The organism is Nonomuraea sp. NPDC050404, assembly GCF_040655495.1.
In the GTDB taxonomy this organism is placed as follows: Bacteria; Actinomycetota; Actinomycetes; order Streptosporangiales; family Streptosporangiaceae; genus Nonomuraea.
Genome location: NZ_JBFAKB010000003.1, coordinates 545,267 through 563,507 on the forward strand (window position 1 = coordinate 545,267; position 18,241 = coordinate 563,507).

Annotated in this window: 11 protein-coding genes; 8 read left to right on the forward strand and 3 right to left on the reverse strand. The window is 67.6% G+C overall.

Features of this window, described 5'->3' with window-relative positions; all coding sequences use genetic code 11:
- Positions 1 to 27: 27 nt before the first annotated feature.
- The gene (gene acs / locus AB0I81_RS11055; protein ID WP_360653594.1) at positions 28 to 2,001 is read right to left on the reverse strand and encodes an acetate--CoA ligase; all 1,974 of its coding nucleotides are present in this window, start codon (positions 1,999 to 2,001) and stop codon (positions 28 to 30) included.
- Between the two features lie 1,162 nt (positions 2,002 to 3,163).
- Between acs and AB0I81_RS11060 the strand changes: the two genes are divergently transcribed.
- A complete protein-coding gene (locus AB0I81_RS11060; protein ID WP_360653597.1) occupies positions 3,164 to 3,955 on the forward strand; it encodes an oxidoreductase in 792 nt (263 codons plus the stop codon).
- 721 nt (positions 3,956 to 4,676) lie between these two features.
- Here the strand turns inward: AB0I81_RS11060 and AB0I81_RS11065 are convergent.
- Positions 4,677 to 4,877 (reverse strand): hypothetical protein, encoded by a 201-nt coding sequence (locus tag AB0I81_RS11065; protein WP_360653599.1) that lies wholly within the window; start codon positions 4,875 to 4,877, stop codon positions 4,677 to 4,679.
- A 314-nt stretch (positions 4,878 to 5,191) separates the two neighbouring features.
- Between AB0I81_RS11065 and ssd the strand changes: the two genes are divergently transcribed.
- The 7 genes from ssd (at position 5,192) to AB0I81_RS11100 (ending at position 11,729) form a co-directional block, all read left to right on the forward strand.
- Complete coding sequence (ssd, locus tag AB0I81_RS11070; RefSeq protein WP_360653602.1) at positions 5,192 to 6,223, forward strand: septum site-determining protein Ssd; 1,032 nt, start codon at positions 5,192 to 5,194, stop codon at positions 6,221 to 6,223.
- A gap of 91 nt (positions 6,224 to 6,314) precedes the next feature.
- Positions 6,315 to 7,490 carry a TadA family conjugal transfer-associated ATPase gene (locus AB0I81_RS11075; RefSeq protein WP_360653605.1) on the forward strand — a complete coding sequence of 392 codons (1,176 nt, stop codon included), beginning with the start codon at positions 6,315 to 6,317 and terminating at the stop codon, positions 7,488 to 7,490.
- Between the two features lie 43 nt (positions 7,491 to 7,533).
- Positions 7,534 to 8,253 (forward strand): type II secretion system F family protein, encoded by a 720-nt coding sequence (locus AB0I81_RS11080; RefSeq protein ID WP_360653608.1) that lies wholly within the window; start codon positions 7,534 to 7,536, stop codon positions 8,251 to 8,253.
- A gap of 406 nt (positions 8,254 to 8,659) precedes the next feature.
- Entirely contained in the window at positions 8,660 to 9,244 is a 585-nt protein-coding gene (locus tag AB0I81_RS11085; RefSeq protein ID WP_360653611.1) for a type II secretion system F family protein, read from the forward strand.
- Between the two features lie 901 nt (positions 9,245 to 10,145).
- Positions 10,146 to 10,511, forward strand: a complete 366-nt coding sequence (locus AB0I81_RS11090) for a DUF4244 domain-containing protein (RefSeq protein ID WP_360653614.1) — start codon at positions 10,146 to 10,148, stop codon at positions 10,509 to 10,511.
- Positions 10,508 to 10,888, forward strand: coding sequence for a TadE family type IV pilus minor pilin (locus AB0I81_RS11095; protein ID WP_360653617.1), 381 nt, complete (start codon positions 10,508 to 10,510; stop codon positions 10,886 to 10,888). The genes AB0I81_RS11090 and AB0I81_RS11095 overlap by 4 nt, the downstream gene beginning before the upstream one ends.
- Positions 10,889 to 11,357: 469 nt before the next feature.
- Positions 11,358 to 11,729: an Rv3654c family TadE-like protein gene (locus AB0I81_RS11100; protein ID WP_360653620.1), complete on the forward strand. Its 372-nt coding sequence runs from the start codon at positions 11,358 to 11,360 to the stop codon at positions 11,727 to 11,729.
- 3,875 nt (positions 11,730 to 15,604) lie between these two features.
- On the opposite strand, the gene AB0I81_RS11105 is transcribed toward AB0I81_RS11100, so the two are convergent.
- The gene (locus AB0I81_RS11105; protein WP_360653622.1) at positions 15,605 to 18,214 is read right to left on the reverse strand and encodes a DEAD/DEAH box helicase; all 2,610 of its coding nucleotides are present in this window, start codon (positions 18,212 to 18,214) and stop codon (positions 15,605 to 15,607) included.
- Positions 18,215 to 18,241 lie beyond the last annotated feature (27 nt).

Consider the following 18,241-nt stretch of genomic DNA (forward strand, 5'->3'; position numbering starts at 1 on the left):
TTCTCGGTCCGTCGGCCCTCTCGTCCGTCAGTCTTCCGACTTCGCGGACGGGAGCTTCTCCGAGATCAGGTTCATCACCGTGCTGTCGGCCAGTGTGGTGACGTCGCCGATGCTGCGGTTCTCGGCCACGTCGCGCAGGAGACGGCGCATGATCTTGCCGGAACGCGTCTTGGGCAGCTCGGGCACCACCAGGATCTGGCGCGGCTTGGCGATCGGCCCCAGGGTCTTGGCCACGTGGTTGCGCAGGTCGGCGGCGATGTCGTCGCTCTCCTCCGCGGTGCCGCGCAGGATCACGAACGACACGATCGCCTGGCCCGTCACCGGGTCGGTCGCGCCCACCACGGCCGCCTCGGCCACCTTCGGATGGCTGACCAGGGCGCTCTCCACCTCGGTGGTGGAGATGTTGTGGCCGGAGATCAGCATGACGTCGTCCACGCGGCCGAGCAGCCACAGGTCGCCGTCGTCGTCCTTCTTGGCGCCGTCGCCGGGGAAGTACATGCCCTCGAAGCGGCTCCAGTAGGTGTCGATGTAGCGCTGGTCGTCGCCCCAGATCGTGCGGAGCATGGAGGGCCACGGCTCGCGTACGGTCAGGAAGCCGCCCCCGCCGTTCGGGACACTCTGGCCCTGCTCGTCCACCACGTCGGCGACGATGCCGGGCAGCGGGCGCATCGCGGCGCCCGGCTTGGCGGCGGTCACGCCGGGCAGCGGGCTGATCATGATGGCGCCGGTCTCGGTCTGCCACCAGGTGTCCACGACCGGGCAGCGCTCGCCGCCGATGTGCTCCCGGTACCAGACGTACGCCTCGGGGTTGATCGGCTCGCCGACGGAGCCCAGGATGCGCAGGCTGGACATGTCGTACTTGGCGGGGATGTCGTCGCCCCACTTCATGAACGTCCGGATCGCCGTGGGAGCCGTGTACAGGATCGTGATCTTGTACTTTTGCACGATCTCCCAGAACCGGCCGCGGTGCGGGGTGTCCGGGGTGCCCTCGTAGATGACGCTGGTGGCGCCGTTGGCGAGGGGGCCGTACACGATGTAGGAGTGGCCGGTCACCCAGCCGATGTCGGCCGTGCACCAGTAGATGTCGGTCTCGGGCTTGAGGTCGAAGACGGCGTGGTGGGTCCAGGCCGTCTGCGTCAGGTAGCCGCCGGTGGTGTGCAGGATGCCCTTGGGGCGGCCGGTGGTGCCGCTGGTGTAGAGGATGTACAGCGGGTCCTCGGCGTCGTGCGGCTCGGGGGTGTGCTGGTCGCTCTGGCGTTCCACCAGGTCGTGCCACCAGACGTCCTTGCCGTTGGTGGCGACCTCCTGGCCGGTACGCCGTACGACGAGGACGTGCTCCACCTGCGGGCACTCGGCGACGGCCTCGTCCACGGTCGGCTTGAGCGCCGACGGCTTGCCCCGGCGGTAGCCGCCGTCGGCGGTGATGACCACCTTGGCGTCGGCGTCGTCGATCCGGCTCTTCAGCGCGCTGGCCGAGAACCCGCCGAACACCACCGAGTGGATCGCCCCGATGCGGGCACAGGCCAGCATCGCGATCGGCAGCTCGGGGATCATCGGCATGTAGATCGCGATCCGGTCGCCCTTGCTCACGCCCAGCTCGCGCAGGGCATTGGCGGCCTTGCTGACCTCGGTCTTCAGGTCGTTGTAGGTGAGGGTACGGGTGTCACCCTCCGGCTCGCCCTCCCAGTGGTAGGCGACCTTGTCGCCGCGTCCCTCTTCGACGTGGCGGTCTACGCAGTTGTAGGCGACGTTGAGCTCGCCGCCGACGAACCACTTGGCGAAGGGGGCGTTCCACTCGAGCGTCTTTTCCCAACGCTTGGTCCATGCCAGCCGGTCGGCCGCATGCTCCCAGAAGGCGAGACGGTCAGCGGCCGCCTCGCCGTATGAGGCTTCGGTCACGTTCGCGGCCGCCGCCAGGTCAGCCGGCGGTGCGAACCGGCGGTTCTCCTTCAGCAGGTTGGACAGCGCCTGGGGCTCGTTACCAGCGGTCTCCGGGGCCACCTCGTGCTCCTTCTATGGCCAGAATGGTTAGGTTCGTGTCCCACTTCACCAGCTCATGACCACGCGACACAAGAGGTCTAGACAGGTCCGTACCGTGGAGGTGGGTGGGGCTGGCTTATCTCGGCGCATTACGAACGCTATTGAAATGTTGCCATCCTGAAATCGGGAGAATGCTTTAAGGTCCTTTATGGGGGTGGTTTCTGGGGGTGCGTGCTTGGGTGCGGCTGCTTGTCCTGGTCGCGTTGCATGTGCCTTTATCTGTTGGCTCGGCCACCGTTCGGCCATGGCTCGGCCACTGAGAGCTACAACTCTGGTACTCCTCTCAACGACCTGACACCATGCCCCGCCTCCCTACCCGCAGTGATTTCCCCCTACGTTGCGACCTTGCGACCTTGCGACCTTCCGTACCGCCCGCGCCCCTGCGGCCTTCAAACACCAAACCTCCACCTCTCCCACCCCTCGCGGCCCCGCTCCAGCCCAGCCCCAGAGCGGCCCAAGCCCAGCTCCCACTCCAGCCCAGCCGCAGCCCCAGCCCCGCGCAGGCCCCCAGCGCAGCCCTGCCCCAGCGCCAGCCCCGCCCCAGCGCCAGCCCCGCCCCAGCGCCAGCCCGCCCCAGCGCAGCCCTGCTTCAGCCCAGCGCCAGCCCCGCGCCGGCCCGGCCCTCAGCGCAGCCCGCCCAGCGCAGCCCGGCCCCCAGCGCAGCCCGGCCCCCAGCGCAGCCCGGCCCCCAGCGCAGCCCGGCCCCCAGCGGGGCCCCGCCTCAGCGCGGCCCCGCTCCAGCCCAGCCCCGCCCCCACTCCAGCCCAGCCCGGCACCGGCCCCAGCCCGGCTCTCAGCCCAACGCAGCCTCGCGCCGCCCCAGCCTGGCCCTTAGCCCGGCCCTTAGCCCGGCCCTCAACCCAGCCCTCGTGCCAGCCCCGGCCCAGCGCGGCCCAGCTCCAGCCCGGCCCAGCGCGGTGCCACTCCAGCCCAGCCCTCATTCGGTCAGCCCCCATTCGGTCAGCCTCGCCCTCACTCGAGCCCCGCCCTGCTCCTGATCTGCTGCGTGTGGTCCTGCCGCAGACGCAAGACGCAGGTGCCGGCACAGACGCAGGTGCGGTGCTACCCGCAGGTGCGGTGCTACCTGCAGGCGCGGTGCTACCCGCAGGTAGGGTCAGTTCCCGTGAGTGACCCATTGGCCGTCATCGCCCAGTTGCCCGGCGTCTCCGAGGCGGTGGAAGAGGCTCGGCAGGCAGTCGACAAGCTGTACCGCCATCGCGTCCTGCGCAGGGCCAGCCCCGCCGTGTCCGCCGAGTCATCCCTGCGTGGCGCCCGGGCGTCGGCCGCGATCGAGGGTGTGGACGTACCGCTGGACGTGTTGCGCCGGGACGAAGCCCACGATCCGCTGGTCCAGGGAGCGTTGCGCGCGTCGGCGGAGATGGGCCGCATGGGCTCGACCTGGCGACGGGCTCCGAGGCAGGTGCTCGCGCGACTGCACGCCGTCGCGGCGACCGAGCTCACCTCCCAGGAGCAGCTTGGCCGCCCCCGCTCAGGAGACGAAGGCGGCGTCGCCGTCCCCGACCCGCTGTCCCTCGGCCCCGCTCCGAGCGCCGCCGACGCCGCGACCCGGATGGACGGCCTGTTCGACCTGCTGGAGCGCCCCACGAAGGCACCCGCGATTGTGCTGGCCGCCGTGGTACACGCGGAGCTGGTGGTGCTACGCCCGTTCGGTACGGCGGACGGGATCGTGGCGCGTTCGGCCGAGCGGCTGACTTTGGTCGAGTACGGACTGGATCCGAAGTCGCTGGTGGCCGTGGAGGTAGGGCATTCGGAGCTGCCGTACGGGGAGGCGCTGCGGGCGTACCTGGACGGGACGCCTGAGGGAGTGGCCGCCTGGGTACAACACTGTGCCTCCGCGGTAAGCCTGGGCGTACGCGAGACGGTAGCCGTCTGTGAGGCCATGCAGAGGGGCTGACGCGCCCGCTCCGGGAGAAAGTTGACATAGCTGACGGCGTCTCAGTCATGAGACGCCGTCCGCCGGTGCGTCACACCGGGTTACCAAGCGTGCACCTCTATCCGTCGGAACGGGTCAAGCCCGCCACGACGCGCCTCCCGCGGCTGGTCGCGCGTGGGTACCCGGTTGATGCACCCGGACATGTGGTCCGTATCACCTTTCTATGCCGGATCCGCCCTGATGGGAACCCCTCGGACCAAGACCTTTACTCAGCCGTGGACCACCCGTCGGCCATATGGGAACCGGCGCCTTCCCTGAGTCGGTTACCAACCTGTGACGATCACTCTGAGTGATCTCCTTTATGTGATCGTTATCGCGTGACGAAAAAACTTGGCGAAAATGCGAGATTGCTCCTCGACGAAACTCGAGTCGATCGGGCAGCATACGGAGGTATCGCCCCGAAACTGGAGCCCCTCGCACGGGATAGCTTTGCAAGTCTCTTGCCAGGCTCCGGTCCGGTGATGAAAGCTTTCTTCTGAAACGGGACCGGCTCTACCCCCCCGGAGCCGGACCGACAGGCGACCCCCGCTCTCCCCCCCGGCGGGGGTCGCCCCTTTTCCCCTCCATTGCGGCGCTCAGCCACCCACGCAAGGCACACCCCCACCACTCCCCGGCACCCGCAGCCCTCGGCACGCACCTTCCCCGCGTCCGGTTCCCGCGTCCGGTTCTTGTTTGCCTTGCCCTAGCCGCGCTCATCGGTCACGTCCTGCCGCACCTTGCCCGGCCACGCCCTGCGCTCGGCCACGCCCTGCGCCCGGCCACGCCCTGCCATGCGTGCCCGCCACGCCTGCCCCGCCACGCGCACCCTGCCACACCAGTCCTGCCACACCAGTCCCGCGACGCCCGCGTCGCCACGCCTGCCCCGCCACGCCCGCGTCGCCACGCCTGCCCCGCCACGCCCGCGTCGCCACGCCTGCCCCGCCACGCCCGCGTCGCCACGCCTGCCCCGCCACGTCCTGCCGCACCCCCGTCCTGCCGCACCCCCGTCCTGCCGCACCCCCGTCCCGCCGCGTCGGGTCCGCCCTCCCCAGGCACCGCAGCGACGCCCTTATCCACAGCCACCACCCCCACCCCGGCCACAATCCCCAGAATGCCGTTCGGCCCCTCGCCACCCCCACCCCATCCAACAAACTCGGACCTCCCAAGCCCGCGCACCCACGTCACGTCGCTTCCCGGGAGGCCAACATGCATCGCCCCTTGGTCATCACCGAAGACCACGCCCTACTCGACGACCTGGTCCGGATAGCGGCCGCGGCCGGCACGCAACTCGACGTGGCCCACGCCCCCGCCCACGCCCGCCCCTTCTGGAACCTCGCCCCACTCGTGGCCATAGGCGCCGACCAGGCAGAAGCCGTAGCCGCAACATCACCCCCACCCCGCGACCAAGTCCTCCTGGTGACCCAGGACACCGAAGACCCAGACACATGGCGAAAATGCGTGGCAGTAGGCGCCCAAACCGTCATGACCCTCCCGAGCGACGAACGCACCCTCGTGGACCTGTTCGCCGACGCCATGGAGCCCGACCCCCGTTCAGGATCCGTGATCTGCGTGATAGGCGGCAGAGGAGGAGCAGGGGCCAGCGTCCTAGCCGCCTGCCTGGCCCTGAGAGCCTCAGCCGACCACCTCCGCACACTGCTGGTGGACGCGGACCCCCTGGGCGGAGGCATAGACGCGCTACTCGGCCACGAGGAGGCGTCGGGCGCCCGCTGGGGCGACTTGGTGGCCAGGGAGGGCCGGATCAGCTCCAGCGCACTACAAGCGGCGCTTCCCGCGTTCGGAGACCTGGCCGTCCTGTCCTTCCACAGAGGCGAGGTCGGCCCGATCCCGGCTCAAGCCATGCGCTCAGTCCTGGAAGCAGGCAGGCGCGGCTTCGACCTCGTCGTCGTAGACCTCCCCCGACACCTGGACCCAGCCGCAAAGGAAGCCCTGACCAGGGCAAAAACAACCCTGACGGTAGCCACGGCAGACGTACGCGGCATCCTCTCAACAAGCCAGATCCTGTCCGAGATACGCAAACACACCGCCGACATCCGCGCGGTCGTCCGCCCAGGAGTCGTGGACGACGACACAGCCATGTCCTCCCTGGGCATCCCTTCGGCCGGCAACCTCCCCGACCAACCTCGCCTAACCGCCACCCTCAACCGAGGCGAACTCCCCAGACTGGGCCCCCGCACCGTACTCGGCGCCCTCTGCACCTCCCTCCTACAAGACCTCCTACCAGCCACATAACGAGCCGAGCCTTCACCCCAACGGGCCCCATCCACTGACCGACATGCGCCCTCACCCTCAACCTGGCCCTCAATCCCAAGCCGAGCTACCGATGGTCCCCTCCACACCGACTCCCGTTTCCCCAGACCTGGTAGAAGCCGTTCGCGTACGCCTGGCCCGAACCGGCGTCGAACCCACCGCCGCCCAAGTAGCAGTAGCCCTCAGAGCGGAGAAATCCGTCTACGGCGACGCGGAGATCCTCGCCGTAGCCCGAGCCCTATGCGCCGACCTCATCGGCGCGGGCCCCCTGGAACCACTCCTGACCCGCCCCGACGTAACGGACGTCCTGGTAAACGGCCCACGCGAGGTATGGATCGACGACGGCGCCGGCCTGCGCCGCACCCCGATCACGTTCGCGGACGATGGGGCCGTCCGCAGGCTGGCCCAACGCCTGGCAACCGCCGCAGGCAGACGCCTCGACGACGCTTCCCCGTACGTGGACGCACGCCTGCCAGGAGGAGTCCGCCTCCATGCCGTGCTCCCACCCATCGCCTCCGGCGGATCCTGCATCTCACTACGCCTGCCACCTCGCCGAACCTTCACCCTGGGGGACCTCGTCTCAGCGGGTACGATCACCCCACCCGCGATCCCGGTGCTCACCGCCATGGTCACCGCCAGACTCGCCTTCCTGGTCACGGGCGGCACCGGCACAGGCAAGACCACGCTCCTGTCCGCCCTGCTCTCCCTCGCGGACCCAGGAGAACGCCTCCTGCTGGTAGAGGACTCGGCGGAGCTCCGCCCTCTCCACCCCCACGTGGTCCGCCTGGAAACCCGCCCGGCCAACCTGGAGGGCGCCGGCGGGGTGAACTTGCGCGACCTGGTACGTCAGGCACTGAGAATGCGCCCGGACCGCCTGGTGGTCGGTGAGGTACGGGGAGCCGAAGTGGTCGACCTGCTGGCCGCCCTGAACACGGGTCACGAGGGGGGCTGCGGCACTTTGCACGCCAACACAGCGGCCGACGTACCGCCTCGCCTGGAGGCTCTCGGTTGCGCGGCGGGTTTGAGCAGAGAGGCCGTGCACAGCCAGTTGGCGGCGGCTCTCGACGCGGTCATCCATCTGACCCGCGGCCGCCCGGACGGCCGAAGGCGCATAGCCGAGATCTGCCTGCTCACCAGAACGCCGAGCGGCTTCGTCGAGTCGATCCCGGCCCTGACCTTCGACGCGCAGGGCCACACCCACCCCGGTCCCGGCTACGACGCCTTGGCGCACAGAGCAGCACGCTCATGAAGCTCCGAACCCACGATGGAGCACCCCACGACAAGGAAGAACAATGATCAGCGCGCTGATAGCCGCATTGTCCACAGCCTGCGCCATATGGCTGTGGACAGGCCCCGACAGGGCGACAACCCGCCTGACCAAACTTCTGCTGACCCGGAACAGCCCCAAACCACGATGGAAATCCCTGCCCGAACTCCTCAAGACCTCCACCGCCACCCCCGCCCGCCGCGCCGAGACCTGGCGACAGGCATCCATCGAACTGTGCCAGTCCCTGTCAGCGGAACTCTCCGCCGGCCGTACCCCGGGCGAATCCCTGATCAGAGCCTTGTCAGCAGTGGACTTCCCCGAGCCCGACCTCCTGCGCCCTGTCGTCGCGGCCGCACGGGACGGCGGCGACGTCTCCGTGGCCCTGACAGCAGCGGCCCCTCAACAAGGAGGCGAGGGTCTACGTCAATTGGCAGCCTGCTGGCAGGTCGGCACCATGGTAGGCGCGGGCATGGCCTCCCTGATCGACCGGGTAGCGCACACATTACGAGCCGCCCAAGCCCACCGCCAGGACGTCGCAGCACAACTGGCCGGCCCACGCACCACAGCCAGAATGCTCGCCCTACTCCCGGCCCTCGGCCTCCTCATGGCCGCAGCCCTGAACATGCATCCACTGACCTTCCTGTTCGGCAGCCTCCCCGGCCTCCTGTGCCTGACAACCGGAGTAGCACTCGACGCCTGCGGCCTGTGGTGGACCAACCACATGGCAACCCAAGCCCAACCCTGACCGCAACAACCACCCCGCCCCCCCCGCAAGGTGATCCGCACCGAACCCACCGGCAGTCCCAGCGCTACTTCACCCTTGGGACGCGTACGCCCGACACCCCGCACACGAGCACGATTCGGATCCGCCAATGCTCCAGTTCCTGGCCGCTCTATGCGCCGGCATATCCGCCTGGCTGTGGTTCTCACCACGAACCCCCGCAGAACGCCTCACCCGACTACGTCCAGCAAGCAGCAGCAGACCTCCTACAACCACCAGGCCCCCTCGCTCCCGCAACCCTCAAGACCGTCAAGACCGTCCAGACCCCCAAACACACACAACCCACCAACTCCCCGACGAAAACCAGCCCTCCACCCCAACCTGGCTCCACCCCAACCGTCACCGTCCTCACAAACTCACCCGCAAAACAATGCTCACCGCCACCGGCACCGGCCTGATGTCCGCGTTACTGATCGGCGGCAGCACCGGCGTCATCGCAGGCATCCTCACCACCTCGGCAACAGCTCTGCTCCTCCACAGAAAAGAACCCCAGCAACACCAGCACGACCGCCGCCGAATCACAGCCGACCTGCCTTTCGCCGCCGACCTGATGACAGCGTGCCTCCAAGCAGGACACCCAGTGAGCACTGCCACCCAGATCACCGCCTACGCACTGGGCGGCCCTCTGGGGGAACGCCTGACATGGGTGAGCAGCCAACTGCGCCTGGGCGCCGACCCAGAACCAACTTGGGCGTCCCTCGCCGCAGACCCCACCACGGGCCAACTGTCCCGAGCCATGAGCCGAGCAGCTCAAAGTGGCGCGCCTGTGGCCGACGTCCTGACCCGCCTTGCCGACGACGCCAGAGAAACGGCCAGGACCGCGGCCGTCGCCTCGGCAAGAAGCGTCGGCGTGAAAGCAGTCGCCCCGTTGGGCCTGTGCTTCCTGCCGGCCTTCGTCCTACTCGGCATCATCCCGATAGTGGCCGGCCTCGCCTCCACCATCGTGCTCCCCTAAACACCACGATCGAGTACGCAAGCAGAAAGTCGGCATGAAAAACCAACACAGGCACGAGAACCAAGAAACGGGCGTCGAAGTCGAACCAGGCACACAATTCGGCATAGGCACCGGGCGTACAGCAGGCAGCTGTGCCCGCCACCCCACCTACCGAACGAGCCGGCTCCGAAGCGTGGCCAGATCACCGTCCTCAAGCCCGCCCGCGCGAAGCTGCCCCTCCACATCCAACCCGTTCAACGCGCCGAGCAGCGCAGCCCGGGCAGTGGTGTTCTTACGAGCCAGAATGCCGCGAATCTCATCGGTCTGGTCATCATTTCCCACTTGGTTCGCCCATCGCCACCGTAAGGCCAACAAGAACCACACAGACGCCCTAAACACCGAATACGCAGCAGAAACCCAACCCATCCACAAGGCTCCACCCTGGCACCCCGCTTATCCACAGAACGCGATTCGGCCCCCCGCCCTCCATCCCGCCTAGGCAACCCTTGAACTCCCGCCGGCCAACCCCCCGGCTCCAACCTCTGGAGGCAAGATGCACAGTCCCGCCACCACGCCAGACGACATCAAAGCCATCCCAGCGCCCACTGCCACCACCACATCGAGCGCCCACCCAGCCAACCAATTCATCCGAAGCCCAACCTGCTCCCACCAACCCACAAAAGCTCAAACCACTCAAGCGCTCTCAACAAGAACCGCACGCAGCAAAGCAACCCACGGGCAAGCGACTCACAAGCAGGTGGGCCACGGGCAAGCCACTCACGGGCAAGCGACTCACCGGCAAGCGGGCCACGGGAAGGCGGGCTATGGGCAAGCCCACAGCAGCGAGCAGGCCCGCAATCAAGCGGCCCACGGGCAAGCGCACCGCAGCGAGCAGGGCCGCAGCGAGCAGGGCCGCAGTCAGTTGGACAGCAACCAACTGGACAGCAACCAACTGGGCAGCAGCCAACTGAACGGCAAGCAATTGGGCAACGATCGACACGTCAGCAATCGACGGGATAGCCGATCCCTCGACACAGGCACCGCGGAGCCATCGTCACTCACCCCGACCCATAGCCGACGAATCAAAAGCCTCCGGCCACGATCGAATAAATGGCTTCACTACGCTGCCATCAACCGTGAACGCGGCATGTCAACCGCCGAATACGCAGTAGGAACCATCGCAGCCTGCGCCTTTGCCGCACTTCTCTTCAAGATCGTGAGCAGTCCCGAAGTCCAAGAAATGCTGACATCACTAATCAACCGAGCACTCAACACCACCACGGGATGACACCCCGCCACGCGCGGATCTCCACGAGCAGCAAGCGGTCGGCATCGCGGGGCTCGGTGACGATCGAGACCGCCGCGATGCTGCCCGCCCTGATGGTCGTACTGGCCGCCGCTCTATGGGCAATCCAGGCCGTTGGCGTCCAACTCGAGTGTGTGGACGCCGCCCGAACCGCGGCCAGAGCCGCAGCCAGAGGCGAGCCCTTGGATCAGGTCCGCGAGTTCACCCGAACGGCCACCAGCTCGAACGCCGAGATAGCCATAACCCGCGACCCCGAATTCACAAAAGTGCAGATTACAGTCGAAGTACGCCCCTCCTGGGGCCACTCCCTACCGCCCGTCCGAGTATCAGCAACAGCCACCGCACAAACCGAACCATGACCCGCTACCACCGGACACCCATCACCGCCCCGCCATCGCCAGAACCTGGCCACCCATCTCTATCCACCGGGCAGCCCTGCGGCGGCTGGCCTGGCGATGTGCAACTCCAACCCGTACCCACCTGCCGGCCCCTCCCCGCCGCCGCCCAACTTCCTGCGACCGCCTGGCCCATGCCACAGATGGCCACCCCACCACCACTGCTCCGCGCCACTATTGCTCCACACCCCTGCAACCTCGAGCCTCCGCCGCCCGCGCACCTGCTACCCGCGCACCTGAGCACCTGCCACCCCACGTGTCCACCACCCCACGCTTTCGCCAGCCCACGCTTCGCTACTCCACCACCCCACGCTTTCGCCATCCGGCGCGCCCGCTACCCCCGCACCTGCTGATCCGCACCCACTGCTACGCGCAACCGCTGACCCGGGTCCCGCCTGACGACCAACCGATCCCTTCGAAGCACTGGAGAGTAATGATCAACTCCAAAGAGCGCGGCTCGGCCACGCTCTGGGGTGTGGCGCTCATGGGCCTGTTGATGGCGGTTGCCATGGCGCTCGCCACGGTGGGTTCCGTACGAGTGGCTCGCCATCGGGTCAGTGGTGCCGCCGACCTCAGTGCTCTCGCGGCTGCCAAGCTGGCGCTGATCGACCCGGAAGGCGCCTGCGACAGGGCCGCTCAACTGGCTGCGGAGAATGGCGTGGAGCTGACGCAATGCAAGGTCACCGAAGATATCGCCGATGTCTGGACAGCACTGCAGGTCTCTCTACCGTTATTAGGTTCCCGCACCGTTGTGGGCAGGTCACGGGCTGGCCCAGCCGACGGGAAACTTCCCGACCGAAAATGATCACTCATCGTCACCAGAACATTGACAATCATCATGGATCGCGACATTGCGTTATATACGCTCAGTTGCGAGCGGCATTTTCGGACGTCTCAGTAATGGTGGGGCGGTTGTGGCTCCTGCTGAGCAATGTCGCGATCGAGTTACGACTTCTTGGACGCGGTGTCCAAGAGTTGGATATCTCCCGTAAGGTTCCGCTTACCCTCGGTCCATGCCGTATGTGACAAAGGGCGTGGGAGAGCAGGAACACAGTCGCTAGGGTGCGGGTCCGGGGACGGTCGGTGACCGTATCGGCCGGGCTGGACTGCACTTCCGGTCGTCGCATGAACCCCCGAGGGTGCTCAAGCGGCGCGAGGCTCTCGACGGAGGGAAGCGTCGTGACGGTAGTCGGCAAAGTCGTCGCCGCCGCAGGGGTGATCGCGGCCGTATCCATCGCGCTCGGCGGCACCGCACAAGCGGCCACGGAAATGAGACGGGCCGACTACTCAAGCCATGTCAGCTCGTCCTGGCGAGCTGCGTCCACGGCTAGCTCTGAGCTGTTGGGGTGGGCCGGGTCCTCGGCTAACGCTGGACCATTGGAGTGGGCCGCGTCGTCAGTTCAGCCTGGCCTGTTGGAGTGGGCCGCGTCATCAGTTCAATCTGGACCGTTGGGGCGGGCTGCGTCATCAGTTCAGGGGAGGGGCTCTTCGAGTCAGGGGACGGGCTCTTCGGGGCAGATCACTTCCCCCTCCGACGGTCAGGTGGTTTCGAGCTCGTCTGTTGAGGTCTCGGCGCGTACGGGGCTGATGCAGTTGAAGGTGGGCCTGTACGTCGAAGGGCCCTCCACGCCGAGTCAGAAGGTCGCGGGGGGTGGGGCCAATCAAACGATCTCCGGCACGTTCGACGCGGGTGATGCCCCCAACGGGTCCTTCACCGTGATTCTCAGAGGAGAGATCACTGGGACGAGGTACGCGAGCAGCACGTTCACACTGCGCCGACCGGCCGAGGCGCCGGGGAACGTGGATGCGGGCAGGCAGGGCGCCGACAAGGTCCTTGTGACCTGGAGCAAGGGGTCCGAGCCGGACCTGCAGTCGTACGAGGTTTCCAACACGCAGTCCGGCGTTGTTGGAAGGCTGCCCGCTGACAGCGCGTGCGCGGGTTCCTCCTGCAAGGCGGTGCTCGCCGTGCCCTCCAGGGCGGTGGGGGAGAAGGTGGGGTTCACGGTCAAGGCGTTCAGGGGCGATGGCGACGGTGGGTCGATCGGGTCGGGTGACTCGGCGCCTGCGTACATCGCCTTCCCTGCCGCGCCCTCGGCCCAGCCGACGAAGACGACGACGACTCAGCGCGAGCAGACGCCCAAGAACGACAATGCCAGGGGCGTTGACGCGCTGCCGACGCTGCCCGCCAAGAAGCAGGCTCTCCCGTCGAGCAGGCCGACTCCGCGTAAGCCGACCAGTACGAAACTGCCGTCCAGCACGAAACTGCCGGACATACCCGACGCCGATCCAAGCGGCAACCTGCCGATTCCCTCCGGCGAGGAGCAGGGCGAGAACGGGGGGCTGGTGCCGGCGGACGCGAAAGACGAAACTGATTCGGCTCCTGTGCAGAGCGACGGGGTGAAGGCCCAGGCGAACGAGACACCGATCGGCAACATCGGCCAGTACGGTCTCTACGTTGCCGGAGGCATTCTTCTTCTGCTGCTCGGCGCTCATGCGGGTGCCTGGGCGAGGCGACGCGCGCTCGCCACCGCCCCAGACAGTCCCGCGCCGGTGCCTTCCACGGCCTCACTTGGTGGGGATGCCAGTACGCCGACTCCTGCGACGCAGGCAGCAAACCTCACCCCGGGGGTGCAGACTCAGCCGGCGAGTGGCACCGCCGCACATGGCACGACAGCGGCACGGCGACCCGCCGTCATCCTGGCAGTCGCCAAGACAAGGCTTCCCGAGCAGCCGTCGTCACGTGTCCCTGGACCGCATTCTCAAGTCTCCGAGCCGCATTCCCAAGGCCCCGGGCAGTCGTCTCCGTCTCGTGCTCCGGAGCAGCGCTCTCAAGTTTCCGGGCAGTTGTCCCCTGACTCCGAGCAGCGCTCTCAAGTCTCCGGGCGGTCGTCTCGTGCTCCGGAGCAGCACTCCCCAGTTTCCGGGCCGCCGTCCCACGCCTCCAGGCAGTGGTCTCGTACGCATGAGCAGTCCGCTCAGGGTTCCGAGCAGCCGTCGTCTCGTGTTCGTGAGCAGTTCTCTCGAACCGGCCAACCGCGACCAGAAGTCGAACGGCCGCACGGGGCCAGGAGGCAGTGGGAGGAGCAGGAGGCCGATCCGTCGGCGTACGGCGGTGCTGCAGCGGCGTACACCGGTGCTTCTCAGAGGCACATGGCGCCCTCGTCTGACCAGTTACACGGGGGAGTGTTCGGTGTGCTGCCGGGTGATATCGATGCGGATGCCGAGCGACGTGTTCAAGAAGGGCAAGTGGCACAGAACCCACATCAAGGGCCGGTTCACATCGCGCTGCCGAGTTCGGCGGTCACGAACGTTCCCGAGTCCTCCGCCGTGTCTGAGCCCTCCGCGTCAACGGTTGCGCCTGCCGTACACCTTGAGGAGCGCTGGGACGACTACCTCCCGCCATCGCCGAGATCGATGGAGGACAGCGGGTTCTGGGAGCGTCCTCAGCCTGGGGCAGCCGACTTCTGGGCCGCTGACGATGACGGCGTCATCGAGGGCATTGGCAATGGTGGTGCCAATGGGGAAAACACTGAGCGAGGTCATGCCGGTCGTCGTCATAGAGGCGGCGAAAGTTAGCAGTCCGTTCGCAGGGACAAACGCAAGTGCGACTTTGAGCGCGAGCTTTCGAGCGTCTGACGGTTGATGAGGGCTGGGCGTTGCTCGCAGGGGAGGGGAAGTCACGGCACGTCAGCCTGCGGTGCGTTGTGGCGCGTTGGCTGGTGGCGCGTTGGCCTGGGGTGCGTCGGCCCGGGACGCGTCAGTCTGGGGCACGTTGGCCAGCGGCGCGTCAGCCTGAGGCATGTCGGTCTGGGGCGCGTCGGTCTGTGGAGCGTGGTGGCTTGCGGTGTGTCGGCCTGTGATCCTGATTTCTGCAGGTTAAGCGGTGAGTTTCTGTGGGAGTGGGGTCTGGGTGGGTGTGTCGCCGGGGATCAGCGGATACGTGCTTTGGCGAGGGCATCCAGGCTCATGTAGCTGCGGGCTTCGGCCTATTCGTCGGTCGGCTCGGCCCGGTGGCGCTGTTCCAGCGGCCAGTCCGGGAAGTAGGAGTCGGAGTGCGGTTAGGGGATGGCTGGTTCGATTGAGCCTGCGCGGGTGTCCAGTCGCGGGTGCGGTAGCGGTGTGCCGGTTGGTCTGGTTGTTGCGGTGTTCGCAGTTGTAGGCGGCGCAGAGGCCGGCGGGCTCGGCTGACAGCGACGTCTCGGCATGGTCTGCCGCCGTGATTGCAACAAGTCTGGGTTACCGGTCTGGATTTGCTGCGCGGCCCACTGCTCAGGCGTCACACTGTTGTCTGCGGCCATCACGTGGTCTCCTTCGATCTTGAACTGCGCCTTTCGAAGGATCACGCGGTGGCCGTCGTTATTTCACGACGCCAATTTGCGGCCAGGCCAAACTCGTACAACCACTCCTGTGGACGCGACCGCGGCGGTTCGAGCGTCCGGTGTGGTGCGGCTTGGGGCGGGTTCGTGGTGCGGCATGTTCGGCCGTGCTTTGGGTTGGTGTGGTGTGGCTTGGGCGCGTCCGTGGTGGGCGTATTCGGTCGTGCTTGTGTGGGATGTGCGTTCGGTTGTGCTGTTGGGGTGGTGGTGTGGCGTGTCCGGGGGCGGTGGGCGTGTCCGGGGGCGGTGGGCTGGGTTGTTGGGTGGTGCGTTTGCGGGTGGGGTTCTTTGCGTAAGTGATGGGTTATTGCGGGGGGAGGAGTGTGTTGAGGAGGTGGATCGCGCCGCGTTTGTCTAGTGGTTCGTTGCCGTTTCCGCATTTGGGGGACTGGATGCAAGACGGGCAGCCTCGTTCGCATTCGCAGGACATGATCGCCTCGCGGGTGGCTGTCAGCCAGTCCGCGGCTCGGGCGTAGCCGCGTTCGGCGAAACCGGCGCCGCCTTCGTGGCCGTCGTACACGAAGACGGTAAGCAGGCCCGTGTCGGCGTGCAGTTCCGTGGAGACGCCGCCGATGTCCCAGCGGTCGCAGGTGGCGAAGAGTGGGAGCAGGCCGATGGCGGCGTGTTCGGCGGCGTGCGCGGCGCCGCCGAGGTCGATGCCCGCTTCGGCGAGAGGGGCCACCGCAGAGGCGGGCAGTGTCCACCAGACGGCGCGGGTACGGAGGGTGCGGGGCGGCAGGTCCAGGGGTTCGTCGCCGAGCATTTCGCCTGACTGGAGGCGTCTCATGAGGTAGGAGACGACTTGGCGGGTCACCTCCACCTCGCCGAAATGCAGTGTGCCTGGGCCCAGCGGTTGGGAGCGTTCGGTGGACAGGATGGTGATTTCGGTTATGTCCCGGGCGAACGTCGTGTAGTCGGGATTGGCGCGTGAGACCAGGGCCACTCCGGCTTCCAGGTCCAGGAGTTCCACCAGGAAGGTCTCTCCCTGGTGCAGGTAGATCGCGCCGGTGTGGACCGTGGTGTGAGCGGAAGGCTCGTCCACGCTGCCGAGGAGGCGGCCCGTAGCCGACTCCACCACCTGGATGGGGCTGCCTCCGCCGCCTCGGATGTCGGCGAGGTCGGTGGCTCGCTCGCGCCTGGTCCAGAACCAGCCCGCCGGGCGCCTTCTGAGCAGGCCCTGAGCCACCAGGTCCGCGAGGACCTTCGACGTGGTCGCGCCGAAGGTCGGCAGGTCGTCCTCGGTCAGCGGGATCTCGGCGGCCGCGGCGCACAGGTGGGGGCCCAGGACGTACGGGTTGTCCGGGTCGAGGACGATCGCCTCCACCGGGCGGCCGAACAGGGCCTCGGGGTGGTGCACGAGGTAGGTGTCCAGCGGGTCGTCTCTGGCGATCAGTACGGCGAGGGCGTCCTGGCCGTCCCGGCCCGCGCGGCCCGCCTGCTGCCAGAGGGAGGCGCGGGTGCCGGGCCAGCCCGTGATCAGTACGGCGTCCAGGCCCGAGACGTCGACGCCGAGTTCGAGGGCGTTCGTGGTGGCCAGGCCCATGATGGTGCCGGCTCGCAGGGCCTTTTCGAGAAGTCTGCGGTCTTCTGCGAGGTAGCCGGCTCGGTAGGCGGCGATCTTGTTGGGGAGGTCGGCCAGGCCGGGGTCTTGGGCGTCTGGGATCGCCCAGGTGAGGGGATGGGGAGAGGCTGGCCCGCCCGGAGGGGCTGCCTCTGATCCGACTTCCGCAGGTTCGGTCGCCGCAGGTTCGATTTCCGCGGGTTCGGTTGCTGTTGGTTTGGTTGCCGCAGGTTCGGTCTCCGGTGCTGCGGTTTTCGCGGGTCCGGTCTCCGGTGCTCCGGTTTCCAGCGGTTCGGTTTCGCGTGGTCGGGTCTCGCGCGGTCCGGATTCGAGTGGTTCGCTTTCCGGTGTTTTGGCCTCGGGTGCTTCAGTCTCGGGCGCTTCGGTTTCGCTTGTTCCCGTCTCGTGTGGTCGGGTTTCGTGCGGCCGTGTTTCGGGTGTTTCGGGCTCGTGTGGCCGGGTCTTGTGCGGCCGTGTTTCGGGTGCTTCGGCCTCGCGTGGTCGGGTCTTGTGCGGTTGGGTTTTGGGCTCGTGTGTGTTGGTTTTGCGTGGTGGGGCTGCTGGAGGTGTGAGGGTTTCGGGCAGGGCGGGGGTGGGTGGGAAGGGAGGGGAGATGGAGAAGGCTACGTCGGCCAGTTTGGCGCGGGCGGCCAGGGAGACCGTCTCAGCTCCACGGCGGGACCGTACGAAGGCGAGGGTGCGTACGTCGGCCAGGACGAGGTCCGCCAGGAGGTCCGCCGCCTCAGCCGTCGCCGTCCGGCGTACGGGAGCCCCACGCTCGCCCCGGAGTTCCGTCAGGGGCGGCTCCCACAGCGCGATGGTGGTCGAGCCCTTGGGCGAGGCGTCCACCGTCACCTCGTCCATCTCAAGCCCCGTCAGCCTCCTCGCGAACGCGCCGGGCTCGCTGGCCGTCGCCGAGGCCAGCAGGAACGTGGGGCGGGAGTTGTAGCGGGCGCAGGCGCGGCGCAGGCGGCGCAGGATCTGGGCGACGTGGGAGCCGAAGACGCCGCGGTAGCCATGGCACTCGTCCACGACGATCATGCGCAACCGGCGCAGGAACGAGGACCACTGCGCGTGGCGGGGGAGGATGCTGCGGTGCAGCATGTCGGGATTTGTTAGGACGTAGTTGGCGTGCTGGCGTATCCAGGTTCGTTCCTCGAAGGGCGTGTCGCCGTCGAAGCAGGCCGCGCGTACCGGGGTGATGCGCAGCTCACGCAGGCCGCGGAGCTGGTCGGCGGCCAGGGCCTTGGTCGGCGTCAGGTACAGGACCGTGCCGCCTTCGAGACAGGAGGCGATCGCCGGGGTGAGGTACGCCAGGGACTTCCCGGATGCCGTGCCTGTGGAAATGATCACGTTTCGGCCACGGTGTGCCAGGTCGGC